Here is a 279-nt window from a genome sequence, read left to right on the forward strand (position 1 = left end):
TCTGAACTGGGCAGCAAAAGGTAAGACATCCTGGGAAATCAGCCAGATTTTGTCGATATCTGAGCGTACTGTTAATTTTCATTTAGGTAACTGCATTCGTAAAACGAATAGCAGTAACAGGCAACAAGCTATTAGTAAATGTGTTGCAGGTGGTCATATACATATTTGAATGATCATGGGTGTTTAAACTTTGCATCAGAATTACGGAGATGATTATGCAAATTAGTCAAAGTAAAGATAGCAACCTGAGTAATAATATCGAAGTGTTGTCGTTACAGC

The 279-nt window shown here is 36.9% G+C and carries 1 protein-coding gene; it reads left to right on the forward strand.

Features of this window, described 5'->3' with window-relative positions:
* Position 1 precedes the first annotated feature (1 nt).
* On the forward strand, positions 2–169 hold the full coding sequence (locus tag R0J87_RS19710) for a helix-turn-helix transcriptional regulator (protein WP_498888371.1): 168 nt from the start codon (positions 2–4) through the stop codon (positions 167–169).
* Positions 170–279 lie beyond the last annotated feature (110 nt).

This window comes from Halomonas sp. SIMBA_159 (genome assembly GCF_046536035.1).
GTDB classification, from domain to species: domain Bacteria; phylum Pseudomonadota; class Gammaproteobacteria; order Pseudomonadales; family Halomonadaceae; genus Vreelandella; species Vreelandella venusta_A.